Annotated in this window: 20 protein-coding genes; 12 read left to right on the forward strand and 8 right to left on the reverse strand. The window is 71.2% G+C overall.

Annotation, left to right across the window (positions count from 1 at the left end):
* Positions 1-18: 18 nt before the first annotated feature.
* The gene (locus MMB17_RS22445; RefSeq protein WP_238313577.1) at positions 19-390 is read right to left on the reverse strand and encodes a hypothetical protein; all 372 of its coding nucleotides are present in this window, start codon (positions 388-390) and stop codon (positions 19-21) included.
* A gap of 516 nt (positions 391-906) precedes the next feature.
* On the opposite strand from MMB17_RS22445, the gene MMB17_RS22450 reads away from it, so the two are divergent.
* Positions 907-1,251: a hypothetical protein gene (locus MMB17_RS22450; protein WP_241100328.1), complete on the forward strand. Its 345-nt coding sequence runs from the start codon at positions 907-909 to the stop codon at positions 1,249-1,251.
* 77 nt (positions 1,252-1,328) lie between these two features.
* On the opposite strand, the gene MMB17_RS22455 is transcribed toward MMB17_RS22450, so the two are convergent.
* From MMB17_RS22455 to MMB17_RS22470, 4 genes are all read right to left on the reverse strand, one after another.
* Positions 1,329-2,111: an ABC transporter permease subunit gene (locus MMB17_RS22455; RefSeq protein ID WP_241100329.1), complete on the reverse strand. Its 783-nt coding sequence runs from the start codon at positions 2,109-2,111 to the stop codon at positions 1,329-1,331.
* Positions 2,108-3,034 carry an ABC transporter permease subunit gene (locus tag MMB17_RS22460; protein WP_241100330.1) on the reverse strand — a complete coding sequence of 309 codons (927 nt, stop codon included), beginning with the start codon at positions 3,032-3,034 and terminating at the stop codon, positions 2,108-2,110. The genes MMB17_RS22455 and MMB17_RS22460 overlap by 4 nt, the downstream gene beginning before the upstream one ends.
* On the reverse strand, positions 3,031-4,116 hold the full coding sequence (locus MMB17_RS22465; protein ID WP_241100331.1) for an ABC transporter ATP-binding protein: 1,086 nt from the start codon (positions 4,114-4,116) through the stop codon (positions 3,031-3,033). The genes MMB17_RS22460 and MMB17_RS22465 overlap by 4 nt, the downstream gene beginning before the upstream one ends.
* Before the next feature lie 89 nt (positions 4,117-4,205).
* Positions 4,206-4,898 (reverse strand): Crp/Fnr family transcriptional regulator, encoded by a 693-nt coding sequence (locus MMB17_RS22470; protein WP_238313571.1) that lies wholly within the window; start codon positions 4,896-4,898, stop codon positions 4,206-4,208.
* 229 nt (positions 4,899-5,127) lie between these two features.
* Here MMB17_RS22470 and MMB17_RS22475 point away from each other — a divergent pair, with 229 nt between their 5' ends.
* Positions 5,128-6,993, forward strand: a complete 1,866-nt coding sequence (locus MMB17_RS22475; RefSeq protein ID WP_241100332.1) for an ABC-F family ATP-binding cassette domain-containing protein — start codon at positions 5,128-5,130, stop codon at positions 6,991-6,993.
* Between the two features lie 21 nt (positions 6,994-7,014).
* Here the strand turns inward: MMB17_RS22475 and MMB17_RS22480 are convergent, their stop codons facing one another.
* The gene (locus MMB17_RS22480) at positions 7,015-8,637 is read right to left on the reverse strand and encodes a porin (protein WP_241100333.1); all 1,623 of its coding nucleotides are present in this window, start codon (positions 8,635-8,637) and stop codon (positions 7,015-7,017) included.
* A gap of 556 nt (positions 8,638-9,193) precedes the next feature.
* Here MMB17_RS22480 and MMB17_RS22485 point away from each other — a divergent pair.
* The gene (locus MMB17_RS22485; RefSeq protein ID WP_241100334.1) at positions 9,194-9,562 is read left to right on the forward strand and encodes a hypothetical protein; all 369 of its coding nucleotides are present in this window, start codon (positions 9,194-9,196) and stop codon (positions 9,560-9,562) included.
* Positions 9,563-9,614: 52 nt separating this feature from the next.
* Here the strand turns inward: MMB17_RS22485 and MMB17_RS22490 are convergent, their stop codons facing one another.
* On the reverse strand, positions 9,615-9,884 hold the full coding sequence (locus tag MMB17_RS22490) for a hypothetical protein (RefSeq protein WP_238313563.1): 270 nt from the start codon (positions 9,882-9,884) through the stop codon (positions 9,615-9,617).
* 268 nt (positions 9,885-10,152) lie between these two features.
* On the opposite strand from MMB17_RS22490, the gene MMB17_RS22495 reads away from it, so the two are divergent.
* From MMB17_RS22495 to MMB17_RS22525, 8 genes are read left to right on the forward strand one after another with little or no spacing between them, the layout of a single operon-like run.
* A complete protein-coding gene (locus MMB17_RS22495; protein ID WP_241100335.1) occupies positions 10,153-10,629 on the forward strand; it encodes a Na+/H+ antiporter subunit E in 477 nt (158 codons plus the stop codon).
* The gene (locus MMB17_RS22500) at positions 10,626-10,883 is read left to right on the forward strand and encodes a hypothetical protein (protein ID WP_241100336.1); all 258 of its coding nucleotides are present in this window, start codon (positions 10,626-10,628) and stop codon (positions 10,881-10,883) included. The genes MMB17_RS22495 and MMB17_RS22500 overlap by 4 nt, the downstream gene beginning before the upstream one ends.
* Positions 10,880-11,176, forward strand: coding sequence for a monovalent cation/H(+) antiporter subunit G (locus MMB17_RS22505; RefSeq protein WP_241100337.1), 297 nt, complete (start codon positions 10,880-10,882; stop codon positions 11,174-11,176). The genes MMB17_RS22500 and MMB17_RS22505 overlap by 4 nt, the downstream gene beginning before the upstream one ends.
* The gene (locus tag MMB17_RS22510) at positions 11,173-11,433 is read left to right on the forward strand and encodes a Na(+)/H(+) antiporter subunit B (RefSeq protein ID WP_241100338.1); all 261 of its coding nucleotides are present in this window, start codon (positions 11,173-11,175) and stop codon (positions 11,431-11,433) included. The genes MMB17_RS22505 and MMB17_RS22510 overlap by 4 nt, the downstream gene beginning before the upstream one ends.
* A complete protein-coding gene (locus tag MMB17_RS25305) occupies positions 11,430-11,552 on the forward strand; it encodes a hypothetical protein (RefSeq protein ID WP_276518050.1) in 123 nt (40 codons plus the stop codon). Before MMB17_RS22510 ends, MMB17_RS25305 begins: the two co-directional genes overlap by 4 nt.
* Before the next feature lie 41 nt (positions 11,553-11,593).
* A complete protein-coding gene (locus MMB17_RS22515) occupies positions 11,594-12,202 on the forward strand; it encodes an MnhB domain-containing protein (protein ID WP_241100339.1) in 609 nt (202 codons plus the stop codon).
* A gap of 1 nt (position 12,203) precedes the next feature.
* Positions 12,204-12,614 carry a sodium:proton antiporter gene (locus MMB17_RS22520; RefSeq protein ID WP_241100340.1) on the forward strand — a complete coding sequence of 137 codons (411 nt, stop codon included), beginning with the start codon at positions 12,204-12,206 and terminating at the stop codon, positions 12,612-12,614.
* Positions 12,611-14,392: a complex I subunit 5 family protein gene (locus MMB17_RS22525; protein ID WP_241100341.1), complete on the forward strand. Its 1,782-nt coding sequence runs from the start codon at positions 12,611-12,613 to the stop codon at positions 14,390-14,392. Before MMB17_RS22520 ends, MMB17_RS22525 begins: the two co-directional genes overlap by 4 nt.
* 65 nt (positions 14,393-14,457) lie before the next feature.
* On the opposite strand, the gene MMB17_RS22530 is transcribed toward MMB17_RS22525, so the two are convergent.
* Positions 14,458-14,658, reverse strand: coding sequence for a hypothetical protein (locus MMB17_RS22530; RefSeq protein WP_238313548.1), 201 nt, complete (start codon positions 14,656-14,658; stop codon positions 14,458-14,460).
* Positions 14,659-15,268: 610 nt separating this feature from the next.
* On the opposite strand from MMB17_RS22530, the gene MMB17_RS22535 reads away from it, so the two are divergent.
* Positions 15,269-15,574 carry an iron transporter gene (locus MMB17_RS22535; RefSeq protein WP_241100342.1) on the forward strand — a complete coding sequence of 102 codons (306 nt, stop codon included), beginning with the start codon at positions 15,269-15,271 and terminating at the stop codon, positions 15,572-15,574.
* Positions 15,575-15,578 lie beyond the last annotated feature (4 nt).

The raw sequence follows: 15,578 nt of genomic DNA on the forward strand, positions 1-15,578 counted from the left end.
CGGCTCCGCCCGCCCCGCTCAGTGCAGGGCGGAAGACGGGGGACGGAGGCTGTCCGGGCCGGAGAGGGGGCTGGTGCCGCCCGCATGGCCGCCATGGTCCGGGCAGCGCTGCTCCGCCCGGCGGGCGCGGGTTTCCATCAGGGCGCGCATCTGCCGCTCGGCCTCCAGCGCCTCCGAGACCCGGCGGATCTCGGTCGCGGCTTGGGCCGCCGCCGCCTCCTGGGCGTCGAGATCGGCTCGCAGCTGCGCGTTCTCCTCGGCCAGGGCATCGAGCAGGCGGGCCATCTCGAGGATGCGGCCCTGGGCGATTTCCGCTTTCTCGTTGGCGGTTCGGACATGCTCGACCACCTTGGCCAAGAGCGCGGGCAACTCCGTCATTCGCGCCGTCATGCCCGTCCTCGTCTCCTGCTCAGCTTCGATTTCCGCTCCATGGCAGGGCGGCCGGCCGGGCGAAAGCGCAACCGCGCAACAATCCGGGGCTGCGTGGTGCCGCGGAACGGTTGCGGCGGCGCACACCGGATCGTGTCGGCCAATCGTTCGCCCGAGGGTTGCTTCACGACTCTGAACGGCTAAGATTCCGGACGCACCCCGGTGCGCTCGGCCATCGATTCGACGGGACGCCCACGACCGGGCCTTCCCCTCGGAGACCGGCCCGCAACGGCCGACCGCCTCGCGCCGCGGACCGGGAGGGTCCGGCGGGGATGTGAAGCCGCTGCATCGTGTTTCCGCCGGCGACGGTGGGAGCGCCATCGAGACCGATCGCTCGATCATGCACACGCCGCGACGCGTCCCAGGGATGCGCGAAGGGGTGCGCGCTGCGGCCGAAAGCATCGGCCCGGATGGTGGGATCCACGATCCGGAAACCGCCGATGCCTTGCGAGGTTCTCGGGCATCGGACTGGATCCGATGCGCGACGTCGCTGCCCTGCCTTCTCCGTGCTGCCGTCCGCGGCGGCGCGACCCGAACAAGACCGCCCGCTTCTCCAACCATGGAGCTGCCATGCATCCGCATGCCCGCCGTCTTCTGTCCAAGGCCGCCTTCGGTGTCGAAGGCCGTATCTCCATCAAGCAGACCCCCGAGCGCGGCTGGCCCCGCGACCATGCCCGCCTGCGGGTGCTGGAGCGCGCCGGCAAGCTGCGCTTCGTCGGCACCCAGGCCGGCCCGCATATCGGCGGCACCTTCGCCGTCTGGCAGATTACCGAGAAGGGCCTCGCCCGCGTCGCCGAGTGGCAGGAGGTCGCGCAGGCGTGAGGATCTCCGGGGCGTCGCTGCGGCGACGCCCCGCCCCAACTCCGCTCTCGTCAGAGGCACCTCTCGGGCGGGCTGCTTCAGCCGGCCTGCGTGCCGCCGCTGCGGGCGCTGAGCCAGGAGGCGGCCAGCACGATCGCGGTCACCGCCGCCACCAGCAGGGTCGAGGCGGCGTTGATCTCCGGATTCACCCCGAGCCGGACCTGGCTGTAGAGCCGCATCGGCAGGGTGGTTGCTCCCGGTCCCGAGACGAAGCTCGCGATCACGAGGTCGTCCAGCGACAGGGTGAAGGCGAGCAGGAACCCGGCCGCCAGCGACGGCGCGATCAGCGGCAGCGTCACGCTGAAGAAGACCCGCCAGGGCGGCGCCCCGAGATCCGCCGCCGCCTCCTCCAGGGAGCGGTCGAGGCCCTTGAGGCGCGCGCCCACGACCACCGCGACGAAGCCCGTGGCGAAGGTCGCATGCGCGATCACGATGGTCGTCAGCCCCCGATCGAGGCCGATCCCGACGAAGAGCAGCAGCAGCGACAGCCCGGTCATCACCTCCGGCATCACCATCGGCGCGTAGAGCATGCCGGTGAAGGCGCCGCGCCCGCGGAAGCGCCCGTGCCGGTCGAGGGCCAGCGCGGCGAGCGTGCCGAGCACGCTGGCGAGGCCGGCCGAGAGCAGCGCCACCTTCAGGGAGACGAGGGCGGCGGCGATGAGCGGGCCGTCGGCCAGGAGCACGCCGTACCAGTGGGTCGAGAAGCCGCCCCAGACGGTGACGAGTTTCGAGGCGTTGAAGGAATAGGCCACCAGCACCAGGATCGGCGCGTAGAGGAAGGCCAGCCCGAGCCCGAGCGACCAGCGATTGAGCGCGCTCATCGCGCCGCCTCCTCGCGCCGCTGCTCCGCCTCGCGGAACAGCACCACCGGACCGACGACGAGGACGAGGAGCAGCACCGCCACGGCGGAGGCCAGCGGCCAGTCGCGGTTGGAGAAGAACTCGCTCCACAGGACGCGGCCGAGCATCAGCGTGTCCGAGCCGCCGAGGAGGTCGGGGATGATGAACTCGCCGACCATGGGGATGAAGCAGAGCAATGCCCCGGCGGCGAGGCCGGGGGCGGCGAGCGGCAGCGTCACCGTGAAGAAGATGCGCGCCCGACCCGCCCCGAGATCGGCCGCCGCCTCCGGCAGGGCGGGGTCGAGCCGGCTCATCACCGCGTAGAGCGGCAGCACCATGAAGGGCAGGTAGGCGTAGGTGAGCCCGATCAGCACGGCAAACGGCGTGTCGAGGATCTGCAGGGGCTCGCCGATCAGGTGCAGGCGCAGCAGGGCCGCGTTGAGCAGACCCTCGGGCTTCAGGATCGCGATCCAGGCATAGACCCGGATCAGGAAACTCGTCCAGAACGGCACGATCACCAGGGCGGCGAGCAGCGGCTGGAAGCGCCGCTCGGCCCGGGCCATGGCATGGGCCATGGGCGTGCCGATCAGGACGAGGAGCGCCGTCGCGGCGAGCGCGTAGCCGAGCGACGAGAGGGCGGCATCGCGATAGAGCGTGTCCGAGGCCAGCATCTCGTAGTTCTGGAAGTCCAGGGCTTCCAGGAACTCGCGCCAGCCCTCGAGGCCGCCCTGCCAGTCGATCACCGGCAGGTAGGGCGGCTGCGCGGTGGCCGGCGAGGAAAAGCTGATCTTCAGGGTGACCGCGAAGGGCACGAGGAAGAACAGGGCGAGCCACAGGGCGGGCAGGCCGCGCACCAGCCCGCGCAGGGCCCGGTCGCCGAAGCCCTTCGGTCCCGGCGCGCTCATGCCGGGAGCAGCACCAGGGCGTCGGCGGGGAGACTCAGGTCGATCCGCGTCCCCGGCGCCTCCGCCGCGGGGCCGGGCAGGCTTGCCACGACGCGCAGGGTGCTGCCGTCTTCCATGCGGATCGTACGGCGCAGGCGGTCGCCGAGATAGGTCGCCTCCTCCAGAATGCCGGTGAGCGCGGTCTCGTCGCCCAGCGCCGCGCCGATGCGGATCCGCTCCGGCCGGATCGCCACGACCACGGCCTCCCCCTGCGCCCCCTCCCCGCTCGGCCCGCAGAGCAGGCGCCCGAGGGCGGTATCGACCACGCGCCGGCCGTTCTCCGCGGGGCCGAGCCGGCCCTCGATCAGGTTCACGTCGCCGAGGAGCCCGGCCACGAAGCGGGTCGCCGGCCGCTCGTAGAGGTCCCGCGGCGGCCCGACCTGCACGAGCCGGCCCCGGTCCATCACCCCGATCCGGTCGGACAGGGCGAGCGCCTCCGCCGGATCGTGGGTGACCACCACGAAGCCGGTGCCGAGCCGCTTCTGCAGGGCGCGCAGCTCGGCCTGCGTCTCCTCCCGCAGGCCCCGGTCGAGGGCGCCGAGGGGCTCGTCGAGCAGGAGCAGCTTCGGTTCGCGCGCCAGCGCCCGGGCGAGCGCCACCCGCTGGCGCTGGCCGCCGGACAGGCTGTCCGGCCGGCGCTCGGCGAAGCCTTCGAGGCGCACGAGGCGCAGCAGTTCCGCGACCCGCGCCGCGATGGCCGCGCGGCCGCGCCCCTTCAGGCCGTAGGCGATGTTCCCGGCCACGCTCAGATGCGGAAACAGCGCGTAGGACTGGAACATCATGTTCACCGGCCGCCGGTGCGGCGGCAAGCCGGTGATGTTGATCCCGTCGAGGCGGATCGCGCCCTCGCTCGCGGTCTCGAACCCGGCGATCAGGCGCAGCAGGGTGCTCTTGCCGCAGCCCGAGGGCCCCAGCAGGCAGAAGAACTCGCCGCCCGCGAGGTCGAGGGAGACGGCATCGACCGCCACATGGCCGCCGAAGCGCTTGGTGACGCCGTCGAGATGCAGGAGCGAGGCGGAGGCGGTCGGTGCGGGAGCGAGCAAGATGCGTCCGGGATCAGGCGCCCAGCGGGGTTTTCGGGTGGGGCGCGGCGGAGACGCTAAAGCCGTGCCGCGCGGAGGTGAAGCCGGCCTCAGCCGTCCTCGCGCAGGGCCTCGGCGACGCGGGCTTCGAGCAGGTCGGGCCGGCGCAGCACCAGGGCGCCGCGGGTGCGGTCGATCAGGCCCTCGCCTGCCATCACCGTGAATTCCCGGGTCACCTGCTCCCGGCGGCAGCCGATGCGGGCGGCGAGCACGTGGTGATAGGGCGGCGGCGTCACCACCCGCTCCCCGTCATGCCCCGCCCGGGGCACCGACAGGCGCAGCAGTTCCGCGTAGAGCCGGTGGCGCAGGTCGAGGAGCGCGTGCTCCATGAGCCGCGTGTTCAATTCGCGCACGCGCTTGGCGAGCAGCCGGAACAGCCGGTCGGCGATCGCCTCGGAGGCGAACACGATCTGGCGGAAGACGTTGGCCGGCACCACGCAGACCTCGCCGCGGGTGAGCGCCGTGACGTTGGCCGAGCGGCCGATCCCGTCCAAGGCGGCGAGCTCGCCGAAGAAGGCGCCGCCGCGCATCTCGCCGAGGATCACCTCCTTGCCCGATTGCGAGCGGTTGAGGATGCGCACCTCGCCCGCCGCCAGGAAGTACACGTCGGTCGAGACGTCGTCGTAATCGACGAGAACCTCGTTCTCGTCGAAGCGCCGCCAGTGGCAGCGGGTCTCGTAGGTGGAGAGATCGACCCCGGGTTCCCGGAAAAACGGGATGGTCGCCAACCGGCCTGTCGCCACGCTCTAAACCCCCTTCAGGCGTCGCTCACGAAACGCCCCCGGGAACGGTGCCCATTCCGGCGCCGATGGCGATGCATGCGTCGGGCGAGAGACACGAAGCTTGGGCGGATCGTTAGCGCCTCGTCCGGGCGGGTCAAGTCGCGGTGCGGTGGCGGGGCGGCGTTTGGCGTGGATGGCGGGCGCGCTGCGCCCCCTTGCCTTCCCGCGCCGTCACCCGGCAATAGGCCCCATGCTGCGCGTCAACGACCTCTCCTACCGCATCGGCGAGCGGGTGATCCTCGATTCCGCGACCTTCGCGATCCCCGATCGGGCGCGGGTCGGGCTGGTCGGCCGCAACGGGGCGGGCAAGACCACCCTGTTCCGGGCGATCCTCGGCGACCTGCCGACGGATGCCGGCGCGGTCTCGATCCCGAAGGGCATGCGCATCGGCGCGGTGGCCCAGGAGGCGCCGGCCGGCCCCGAGACGCTGCACGCGGTCGTGCTCGCCGCCGATACCGAGCGCACGCGGCTGCTCGCGGAGGCCGAGACCGCGGAGGGCTTCCGCCGGGCCGAGATCGAGACCCGGCTCGTCGATATCGGCGCCCATTCGGCCCCGGCGCGGGCGGCGGCGATCCTGCACGGCCTCGGCTTCGACGCGGAGGCTCAAGGACGGCCCTGCTCGGCCTTCTCCGGAGGCTGGCGCATGCGCGTGGCGCTCGCCGCGGTGCTGTTCTCCGAGCCCGACCTGCTGCTGCTCGACGAGCCGACCAACTACCTCGACATCGAGGGCACGCTCTGGCTCTACGACTATCTCGAGAAGTATCCGCGCACGGCGATCATCATCAGCCACGACCGGGACCTGCTCGACACCTCCGTCGACCACATCCTGCATCTCGACCGGGGCAAGCTCACGATCTACCGGGGCGGCTACAGCTCCTTCGCCCGCCAGCTCTCCGAGAAGCGGGTGCTGCAGGCCAAGGCCAAGGCCAAGCAGGACGCCGAGCGCGCCCATCTCCAGAGCTTCATCGACCGCTTCAAGGCCAAGGCGACCAAGGCGCGCCAGGCCCAGTCGCGCATGAAGCGCCTCGCCAAGATGGAGCCGATCGCGGCCCTCCTCGAGGACGACGTGCCGGTGATCCACCTGCCGAGCCCGGAAAAGCCGCTCTCGCCGCCCATCGTCGCCATGGAGCGCGTCCAGGCCGGCTACGGCGAGCGCGTCGTGCTCTCGGGCCTCAACCTCTCGCTGGCCCCCGACGACCGGGTGGCGCTGCTCGGCGCCAACGGCAACGGCAAGTCGACCTTCTGCAAGCTGATCGGCGGGCGCCTCGCCCCCCTCTCGGGCGAGTTGAAGCGCTCCTCCAAGATGGAGGTCGCCTATTTCGCCCAGCACCAGCTCGACGAGCTGCGCCCGGCCGAGAGCGCCGTCGCCCATGTCCGCGACCTCATGCCCGATGCGCCGGAGGCGAAGGTGCGCTCCGCCGCCGCCCGCCTGGGCTTCCCCGCCGCCAAGGCCGACACGCCGGTCTCCCAGCTCTCGGGTGGCGAGAAGGCGCGGCTGCTGATGGGTCTCGCCGCCTTTTCCGGCCCGCACCTGCTCATCCTCGACGAGCCGACCAACCACCTCGACATCGAGAGCCGGCAGGCGCTGGTCGAGGCGATCAACGACTACGAGGGCGCCGTCATCCTGGTCTCCCACGACCGCTTCCTGATCGAGGCCTGCGCCGACCGGCTCTGGCTCGTGCGCAACGGCTCGGTGAAGGCCTTCGACGGCGACATGGACGATTACCGCCGCCTAGTGCTCGCCGGCCCGGAGCGGGCGGAGGCGGGCGCCGCCGAATCGACCGGCGGCCAGAAGGCGGAGGCCCGCCGCTCCGCCGTGGAGCGCCGGGCGGCTCTGGCGCCCCTCAAGAAGCGCCTCGAAGCGATCGAGGCGCGGATGGCCAAGCTCTCCGACGCCATGGCCAAGATCGACGCCGCGCTCGCCGACGGGACCGCCTTCCTCAAGGACGCCGCCAAGGCCGGCGACCTCGCCCGCATGCGCGCGGAGGCCGCCGACGCCCTCGCCCGCGCCGAGGAGGAGTGGCTGGAGGTGAGCACGGAGATCGAGGCGGCCTGACCGGGCCGGCCGGGCATCGCCTCAGTAGTTGATCTGGAGCTGGGCCCGGAACAGGTCGCCCTCGGCGCGGCCGAGGCGGCGTTCGTCGGCTTCGCGGTGATTCATGTGGGCATAGGCCAGGGTGACCTCGACCGCCTTGATCGGCTGGAACTCGATGCCGAATTCGATCTCGTCGGTCTCGAGCCGGGGGGCGTTGGTGCCCACCTTCCAGCCGCCGCGATAGGTCTGCCAGCGGGCATAGGGCATGAAGGGACCGACCAGGGAATGGTCGACCCGGTACATGGCCTGGACGTAGCCGCCCTCCAGGGGCTTGGTCTCGATGGCCCGGGTGACGGGGTCGTATTCCGGGCCGCGGCCCCAGTTCCACTCCGCCTGGAGGCCGAAGGGCTGGGGATAGAGGATCGCGTGCACGCCCACGCGCTCGTCCCGGAAGGCGACCGGGCTCACGCCGCCGCTGCGGATCTCGGGCTGGAACGCGTTGCGATAGGCCGAGGCGCCGAGTTCGAGCACCTGCCCCCGGAAGGCCTCGCCGAGCCGGTCGAGCTCGATCGGCCAGGTCGCCATGCCGGCCACCATCACGTCGTTGTTGCGCTCGACGCGGTTGATGGTCTGGCCGTTATAGACGCCGATGCCGAAGGCGCCGTAATTGCCGAACAGCTTCTGCCCGTCCTTGGCGAGGCGGTCCCAGATCCGCTGCACGTGCCAGGGCGTGTAATAGGCGGTAATGCCGATGTCGCGCTCGCCCGGGATGCCGCTGTTGATCGCGTCGCTGCGGTCCAGCGTCAGGCGGTTCTGCGAGGATTGCAGGTTCTCCCAGCCATAGGGCACCTTCTGCTGGCCGAAGCGCAGCTTGGTCCGGTGCTCGTCGTCCAGGAACACGTCGGCGAAGGCGTCGCGCAGCTGCCCGAAATGCAGGCGCTGCTCCGAGCCGGCCTGGTTGTTCACGCTCACCGCGAAATCCGGCTGGATGTAGAGGAAGACCCGCTCGTGGATGTTGCCCTGGATGATCAGGCGCACCCGGCGGAAGGTGAAGGTGCCCTGGTCGGTGATGCCGCCGTCATGGACGGAGCGCAGCCGCGAGAAGCCGTTGGGCGCGGTGTCGTCGCCGGAGAGGAACTCGTTGACGCGCAACTGCGTGTAGCCGCGGATCGAGATCCGCTCGAACCAGGTCTTGGGCCGCGACGCGTGCGCGGGGTCGTCGGCGAGGATCTGCGGCATCGGCGGCACCAGCGCGTCCCACCAGGTGCCGGGATCGTCGATCACCAGGGTGTGCGGCGGCAGGCCGCCCGCGGCCGGCAAGGCCACGGCCGATTGCACCGGGCGGCCCGCCGCCGGATAGGTGCCCGCATCCGAACGCCCGGTGATCGAGGCCGTCGGGGCGCCATTGGTCGAGGACCGGATCACGGCGGATTCGACCGGCCGGCTCGCCGCGGGATGCGTGCCCGCATCGTGGCGGCCGACAGGATGGCCGCCCCGGTGGCCGTTGCCGCCCTTCCGGTCCCGCTCCGCCGATTGCTGCTTGATGATCGCCCGGAGCTCGTCGATCTGGCGTTGCAGCTCCGCCACCGTCTGGGCTTCGGCCGCATCCGGCATGAAGGCGAACGCGGTCAATCCCAGCTTGGCCGCCAAGACACGCAGTTTCATCGTTTCAGGTCCCCAAGGGTTCGCTGGGCCGGCCGACCGCGTGCGCCGCGTCAGGCCGGGCCGGAGCGCGCCGTCATTGCTTGAGAGCGCACGGAGCCCGTTCCGCGCCTGTCCGGTCGCGACCTCACCGGCCGCTGTCCCGCATCCGCACCGCCCGAGGCGATGCAGGCGATCCGGATCGCCGCACGATGGCCGAACGCAAGTTCGGGCCCCTCCACCGCGCAGCAGATCCCACCCGCCGATGCATGAACATGCGGTGCCGATAGCATTGGCGGGATGTCGTTGAAAGTTATTTTGAGTGTTTTCTTGTAGATTTATCGAGCAATACAGTGACTTAGCAGGCTAAATATCAGATATTCGATTTTAATCCGCAACAATTCGAGAAAAACACACTGTCATACAATTGTCATTATCCGATGAAGTCTTAGGGGCCCTTGCCAGCCCGGACCGTTTCCGACAAGGGGCGAAGGCTCCCCCCTTTGCTCCGATGCCGCGCACCGGACAGACCGGGCGAGAGCGTCTATGCTGGGTTGCGATGCCAGTGCAGGAGACAACCATGCGGGGCTTGTTGAGGGGGCTGGGACTGGTCGCCCTGCTCGGCGCCGCGCCGGTGGCGTCGGCGCAGGAGGCGACCGGGGCGCTTCCCGGCGCCGCGTCGTCGGCGGCGGCTACCGCGGCCATGATCGGGCGGGCGACGGAACAGGCCCTGCGGGAGCAGCAGAACTACGCCGAGCGTCAGGCGGATCTCGATCGCGTGATCGCGGAGCGCGGCCGGCGTGCGGCGGGCTCCGTCTGCCAGGGCTGCGGAAGTTCTGGGGAGCCGCGGCACCAGCGCCGCGCCGGCATCACGCCCAGGGCGGCGCGGGTCGTCGACGAGCCCTATCACGGCCAGGACTTCGATCCGGCCGAAGCCCCTCAGGAGTGAGGACGCCCCGCGACCGCGCGGTCGTGAGGGGCGGGGAAGAGGCGGCGCGGAATCAGGCGGCGCTCGCCTGCTTGGTCCGGAACAGGGCGGTGCAGTTGTTGTCGCGGTGCATGCTCAGGATCGAGGCGCGGTCGATTGCCGGGTTCTCGGCGAGCACGCGGCGCACGTCCTCCACGACCTTCTCGTAGCGCTCCGCGTCGAAATCCTTCTCCAGCGGGCTGACCGCGATATAGGCCTCGACCACCAGCACCCGCTCGCAGCGCTCCCGCCCGACTTCGACGGCGATCCAGGCGGATTTGACGAGGCGATTGGCGATGAGCATGGCGTAAACTCCGGTCGACGACGCACGTTTTTCGACGGTGTCTTTTTTGTGGCAGCATGAACCTGCCGGTCGGCGCTGCCAAGGGGGTTGCCGGGGGAAGACCCCGCTTCCGAAACCTTTCCGCGGACGATCTCATGAGATCCGCCCACGCATGCGGAGGCGGTCCTCGCGCCGGAACCCTGAGAGCGCGGAACCTTGAGAGCGCGGAACCCTTGGCCGCGACCTTCCGTTGCGCTTGCTCGATCGACGGAACGGCGGAGCCTGGCCGATGGGCCGCACCCTTCTCTCGGGCGCCCTCGCCTGGCTCGGGCTGAGCCTGCTCTATCTCGGCCTCGTCGGCAGCTTCAGTGCCACCGAGGCCCTCGCCGCCGCGATCTGTGGCGCCCTCGGCACGATCTCCCTGCGCTGGCTCGCCCTCTGTGGGCAGGACGCGCTGAAGGTCCGCCCCGATGCCCTGCGGCCGCTCGCCGGCTCCCTCGCCCGGTTGCCGAAGGAGAGCCTGCGCGTCGGCCTGCGCCTCGCCCGCGGCGTGTGGCGGGGCGGCCCGATCGGCACGGTGCGGGCGGCCACCGAGGGCGAGATCATCGGCTGTCCCTTGAGGGGGGATTCGGCGGAGGAGGCCGGCCGCCGCGCGGTCTCGGTGCTCGCCACCTCGATCACGCCGGACGCCTTCGTGCTGCGCCTCGAGGCCGAGCGCGGCCGCATCCTCGTCCATGTCCTGCCCCCGGGGGCCGCGGCGCGATGAGCGCGACGCCCTTCCTCGTTTCCGCCTGCGCCCTGGTCCCGGCCCTCGCCGTGTCGGGGCTCGCGGCCTGTCGCGGCAACATCGCCCGGCGCTTCGCGGCGGCCCAGCTCGCCTCCACCATGACGGTGGTGGTTCTGATCCTCCTCACCTTCGCGATCGACCAGCCCTCCTCGATCGACCTCGCCCTCACCCTGGTCGTGCTCAGCCTGCCCGCCTCTTTGCTCACCGCCGTGTTCCTGGAGCGCTGGCTGTGAGCGGCCTCGCCGATCTTCTCGTGGTCCTGTCGCTCGCCGGCGCGGTGCTGAGCCTGTGGCTCGGCGCCCTGGCGGCCCTGCGCCTGCGCTCGGGCCTCGACATCCTGCACGCCGTCTCGTTCTCCAACGCCGTCGCCGGGGCCTGCATCAGCCTCGCCGCCTTCTGTGCGGACGGCCCCTCCCCGCGCTCCTTCAAGGTGCTGGCGATGATGCTGCTCCTCGTCCTGGCGGGGGCGGCCCTGTCCCATGCCACCGGCCGGGCCCTGCTCATCCGGGAGGGCCGGGACGCGTGAGCCTGCTCCTCGCCCTGCTGCTCCTCCCCGCCGCCGCATCGGGCACCGGCGTGGTCCTGATGCGCGAGCCGCGCCGCCAAGTCTTCGCCCTGATGATCAACGGCTTCGTGCTCACCCTGCTCTTCCTCGCTCTGCAGGCGCCGGATGTCGCCCTGTCGGAGCTGGCCGTGGGCACGCTTGCCGTCCCCCTCCTCTTCCTGGTGGCGCTCAGCTCCGTGCGCACGGCGCAATCGAAACGCGGCGAGCCCGACGCGTGAGCCGCCCGCTGCGCCTCGCCCTGCTCGGGCTCGCCGCCCTCCTGCTGCTGCCGGGGCTCGTCGCGGTTCTGGGGGCGATGCCGGGCTTCGGCACCGACTGCCGCCCTATGGCGCGCTGATCAACGAGATCGGGCCGAAGGAGCGCCACGTCGCCAACCTGGTGAGCGCGATCAATTTCGACATCCGTGGCCTCGACACCCTCGGCGAGGAGTTCATGCTGCTCGCGGCCATCGCCGGCACCGTGCTGCTGCTGCGCGGCTCCCGGGGCAAGAAGGCGACCGACCGCGCCATCCGCCTGCCCGGCCGGCCGGTGGTGCCGCGGGCGGAGGCCGTGACCCTGCTCTGCCGCCTGTTCGGGCCGCCCACCGTGGTGTTCGGCCTCTACGTCGTGCTCCATGCCACGGTGACGCCCGGCGGCGGCTTCCAGGGCGGCGTCATCCTCGCCTCGGGCACCCTGCTCTTCTATCTCGGCGAGGGCTATGCCGGCTGGCGCGCGGCGATCCACGCCGAGTGGCTCGATGCCCTGGAGGGCGGGGGCGCCCTGCTCTTCACCCTGTGCGGCCTCGGGCCGATGCTGCTCGGCGCCGCCTTCCTCGAGAACACCCTGCCGCTGGGCAGCTTCAAGGACCTGTTCTCCGGCGGCCTGATCCTCGTGGCCAACCTTGCCGTGGCGCTGGCCGTCTTCGGCGGCTTCACCCAGCTCTTCCTCGAATTCATGGAGGAGACGCGGGCGCCGGAGGACGACGACGCTTCCTCGGAGGAGGCCTGACATGGGCGCCTTCCTCGGTGCCCTGCCCTATGCGGTGGCCGGCTGGCTCTTCGCCATCGGCCTCTACGGCATCGCCACGAGCCGCAACGCCATCCACCTCGTCGGCTGCCTCTCCGTCTGCCAGTCGGCGACCTACGTGCTGCTGCTCGCGGTCGGCTACCGCTTCGATGCGGTGGCGCCGATCTTCTACGACCACCCGCCCGGCACCCCCGCCGTCGATCCCGTGGTCCAGGCGCTGGTGCTCACCGACATCGTCGTCGGCGCCACGGTGAGCGCGCTGCTCCTCGTGCTGGCGATCCAGATCCACAAGCGGCGCGGGACCCTCGACCCGGAGGCGCTGCGGCCGATGCATCCGCAGGGTCCCGGCGCGCCCGCCGGGAGATCCGCGGACGGGAAGGACGGGCGCGCATGAGCCCGGCCGATTCCCTCGCCTGGCTGCCCTCCTCCGCGCTGCCGCCCCTGCCGGTCGCCCTGCCGCTCCTCGTCGGCGCCCTCACCCTCGCCCTGTCCGGCCGGATGCGGGGCCCTCTGCCCGACATCCTCGCCACCCTGACGGCGCTCCTCTGCAGCGGCCTGTCCGGGCTCATCGCCCTGCGGGCGGCGGAAGCGGGGCCGCTGGTCTACTGGTTCGGCGGCTGGGCGCCCCGGGCGGGGCAGGCCGTGGGCATCGGCTTCCAGGTCGATGCGGCGAGCGCCTGGATCGCGGCCTTCATCGGCCTGCTCTACGCGGCGGCCTTCGTCTTCGCCTGGGGCTACTTCGCCGAGGTGCACGGGCATTTCCAGGTGCTGATGCTGCTGTTCCTGGCGGCGATGACGGGCTTCTGCTTCACCCGCGACCTGTTCAACCTGTTCGTCTGGTTCGAGGTGATGTCGGTGGCGGCCTTCGCGCTCACCGCCTACCGGCTGGAGAGCTCCGCCCTGTCGGGGGCGCTCAACTTCACCGTCACCAACAGCCTCGCCGGCTTCCTGATGCTCGGCGGCATCGGTCTGATCTATGCCCGGGCCGGCACCCTCGATTTCGAGGGGCTGCGCATGGCGGTGGCCGCCCATCCCCGCGACGCGCTGGTCGCGGCGGCCTTCTGCCTGATCGCCACCGCCCTGATGATCAAGGCAGCGATGGTGCCCTTCCAGTTCTGGCTGGCCGATGCCCATGCCGTCGCCCCGAGCCCGGTCTCGGTGATCTTTTCGGGGGCGATGGTCTCCCTGGGGCTGTTCGGCCTCGCCAAGCTCGTCTGGGTCGTGTTCTCGGCCTCGGACCGGATCGCCGGTACGGTCTCCGAGGCCATGGTCTGGCTCGGTGGCGTCACCGCCCTGCTCGGCGGGGTGATGGCCTTCAAGCAGCGTCACCTGAAGCGCCTGCTCGCCTTCTCCACCATCAGCCATGCCGGCATCATGATGCTCGGCATCGGCGCCCTGTCCCAGGCCGGGCTCGGCGGCTTCCTCGTCTATCTCGTCGGCCACGGGCTGGTGAAGGGCGCCCTGTTCATGGTCGCGGGCATCCTGCTCGCCACCCGCGCCAGCATCGACGAGATCGGCCTGCGCGGGCTCGGCCGCGGCCTCGGGCCCACCGGCGCGGCGATGGCGCTGGGCGGCTTGCTGCTGGCGGGGCTCCCCCTCGGCCTGCTCGATCACGGCACCCACCTGCTGCAGGGCGCGCTCGCCCGGGACGGGCATGGTGTCGCCCTCGCCGCGAGCCTCGTCGGCTGCGGCCTGACCGGCGCCGCGGTGCTGCGTGCCGCCGGCCGGATCTTCCTCGGCTGGGGGGCGGTGGCCGGCGACGAGGAACGGGCGCCGAGCGAGGCGGAGCGCGAGAAGGCCGACCGGCCGCTGTGGCTGATGCTGAGCCCCTGCCTTTTCCTGCTCGCCGTCGCGCTCGCCGTGCCCGCCGGGCCGGTGGAGCGCCTGGCGCGGGATGCGGTGCCCGCCTTCGCCCATGCGGGCGGCGCGACCGTCACCGCGGCCGAGGCCGCGCCGTGGCTGCCCTGGCTCTCCGTGGTGCTCGCCCTGGTGGTGGCGGGCTACGACCTGTCCCGCGCCCATCTGCCGGCGGGGCTCACCGGCGGGTTGCGGCGCACCGCCTCCCTGCCCAACCGGATCCTGGAGGCGGCCCATAGCGGGCTCGTCGGCGATTACGTGACCTGGCTCGCCCTCGGCCTCGCCCTGATCGCCGCCCGGCTGATGCTGGCCTGAAACACGAAGAAGCCGCCCCGACGGGACGGCTTGAATCAACGTCAAGTTTCTTGAGGGTGGCCGCTTCAGGAGGCGGCGAGGAGACGGCGGCTGTTGAAATCCACCACGTTGTCGGAGCCGCCCTCCTGCAGCTCGCCCTGCAGGTCCGCCCGGTCACGTCCGGGATTCAGGCTGATCCAGCGGACGATCTTGTCGTCATTGTACCGGCCGGCCCGACGATTGAGCTGGCGCATGACCCAGCCAGGAAGAGTCGTTGAGCTTCGCATGGACGTGTTCCCCACCACAGCGAGCAAAGATCAACATGAGGTAGCATCGGGGTTCATCCCCCAGATGGGGAATGCGGATGCGAATCCCGGGTCGCTTGCGCACAGGAATCGTCAACCATGGCACAGAAGACGCAGTTCCCGAGCTGCGTCTGCCGGGCGGCATGGGAGCGGGCTCCGACTCGACGATCGGATGGGACGGCGGTGAATCGGCGGCGGCGGCCGCTTTGTCCCGCTTCCGGGCTCTCGCGGGCGCGGCTCCGAAACAAAGCAGCATCAATTGCAACCTAAAACGGCGAGCGCGGCACGCCTGCAGCCCCCCAGCAGGGCGACGTCGCCTTCGGCGGATCGGGTGGCTCGAACGGGCCCGTCCGGTCCGCCGATGCGCATTCGTCCCGGAGGAGGACGGGCGCATCCTTTCCCGGGCTCGGGAAAACCCCTTCTGCCTCAACCGCTTGATTAGAACGGTTCCATAACATTCGCGTTGCTTCGCGCTGGCCCGGGCTGCTATCCGCGAACCCCGTTCCCGTCGCGGGACCGGTCGCGCTGCGGGTCTCGTCCCGGAGCGCCGGGTCTCCCTGCGGCGTCACGCAGAAATTGAGGAGCGCGTTGCGTGAGTCGGTCCCTCAGCCTGGCCGATCGTGCCGCCGTCGCCGGGCGAATCGCGCTCGCGGCTCTCGGCGGCTACGGGCTCGCTGCGCTGCTGACGGCCCTGCTCTCCCTGACCCTTCCCCTCGACCGGGCCGAGGCCGTGACCGCCTCCACCCTGGCGAGCTTTGCCGTCATGGCGCTGGCCGTTCTCTACGTCTTCTCCGCCCGCTCCCTGAAGGCGGCCACCATCGGGCTCGGCCTGCCGCTCCTCGGGCTCGGCGCCGCCCTCTGGCTCGCCCTCTCCACGGGCGTCGGTCAGGCGGGATAGGAAC

This window comes from Methylobacterium organophilum, from assembly GCF_022533465.1.
Classification (GTDB): Bacteria; Pseudomonadota; Alphaproteobacteria; order Rhizobiales; family Beijerinckiaceae; genus Methylobacterium; species Methylobacterium organophilum.

What these genes read in the sequence shown, in the direction of transcription:
- MMB17_RS22445 (WP_238313577.1), bottom strand. Translation starts at nt 390, where the DNA reads ATGACGGCGCGAATGACGGAGTTGCCCGCGCTCTTGGCCAAGGTGGTC.
- MMB17_RS22450 (WP_241100328.1), top strand. Translation starts at nt 907, where the DNA reads ATGCGCGACGTCGCTGCCCTGCCTTCTCCGTGCTGCCGTCCGCGGCGG.
- MMB17_RS22455 (WP_241100329.1), bottom strand. Translation starts at nt 2,111, where the DNA reads ATGAGCGCGCTCAATCGCTGGTCGCTCGGGCTCGGGCTGGCCTTCCTC.
- MMB17_RS22460 (WP_241100330.1), bottom strand. Translation starts at nt 3,034, where the DNA reads ATGAGCGCGCCGGGACCGAAGGGCTTCGGCGACCGGGCCCTGCGCGGG.
- MMB17_RS22475 (WP_241100332.1), top strand. Translation starts at nt 5,128, where the DNA reads ATGCTGCGCGTCAACGACCTCTCCTACCGCATCGGCGAGCGGGTGATC.
- MMB17_RS22480 (WP_241100333.1), bottom strand. Translation starts at nt 8,637, where the DNA reads ATGAAACTGCGTGTCTTGGCGGCCAAGCTGGGATTGACCGCGTTCGCC.
- MMB17_RS22485 (WP_241100334.1), top strand. Translation starts at nt 9,194, where the DNA reads ATGCGGGGCTTGTTGAGGGGGCTGGGACTGGTCGCCCTGCTCGGCGCC.
- MMB17_RS22490 (WP_238313563.1), bottom strand. Translation starts at nt 9,884, where the DNA reads ATGCTCATCGCCAATCGCCTCGTCAAATCCGCCTGGATCGCCGTCGAA.
- MMB17_RS22495 (WP_241100335.1), top strand. Translation starts at nt 10,153, where the DNA reads ATGGGCCGCACCCTTCTCTCGGGCGCCCTCGCCTGGCTCGGGCTGAGC.
- MMB17_RS22500 (WP_241100336.1), top strand. Translation starts at nt 10,626, where the DNA reads ATGAGCGCGACGCCCTTCCTCGTTTCCGCCTGCGCCCTGGTCCCGGCC.
- MMB17_RS22520 (WP_241100340.1), top strand. Translation starts at nt 12,204, where the DNA reads ATGGGCGCCTTCCTCGGTGCCCTGCCCTATGCGGTGGCCGGCTGGCTC.
- MMB17_RS22525 (WP_241100341.1), top strand. Translation starts at nt 12,611, where the DNA reads ATGAGCCCGGCCGATTCCCTCGCCTGGCTGCCCTCCTCCGCGCTGCCG.
- MMB17_RS22530 (WP_238313548.1), bottom strand. Translation starts at nt 14,658, where the DNA reads ATGCGAAGCTCAACGACTCTTCCTGGCTGGGTCATGCGCCAGCTCAAT.